Genomic DNA, 415 nt, shown 5'->3' on the forward strand with positions numbered 1-415 from the left:
TATCTTAACTATTTTCCCGTTATTGCTAACAATGACTTTATTCATGGGAAAAAGGTCCATTGGCGAAGTACCTATCTTTGATTTTCTCATTTTTGTTACGCTTGCAAGTGTTACAGGCGCGGATTTAGCTGATCCTACTGTCAGTCATATACATACAGCTTTTGCGATCGTCGTTATTGGTTTTTTCCAAAAAGCGATCGCAAAACTATCCATAAAAAAACGAAAATTCGGGAAGTTTATCACATTTGAGCCAACGGTAGTCATACGAGATGGACAGTTATTAGTCCATAATTTACAATCGATTCAGTATTCGATTGACAATATATTCCAGTTACTCCGTCAGAAAGATGTTTTTGATATTAATGAGGTTAAGATCGGTGTTATTGAAGCTAATGGGGAGCTTAGTGTCCAAAAG

1 protein-coding gene is annotated in these 415 nt (G+C 36.4%); it reads left to right on the forward strand.

What is annotated here, in order from left to right; all coding sequences use genetic code 11:
• Position 1: 1 nt before the first annotated feature.
• On the forward strand, positions 2-415 hold a 414-nt coding region (locus KH400_RS21500), incomplete at its 3' end, for a DUF421 domain-containing protein (protein WP_217228120.1).

The organism is Desertibacillus haloalkaliphilus, from assembly GCF_019039105.1.
GTDB classification, from domain to species: Bacteria; Bacillota; Bacilli; order Bacillales; family KJ1-10-99; genus Desertibacillus; species Desertibacillus haloalkaliphilus.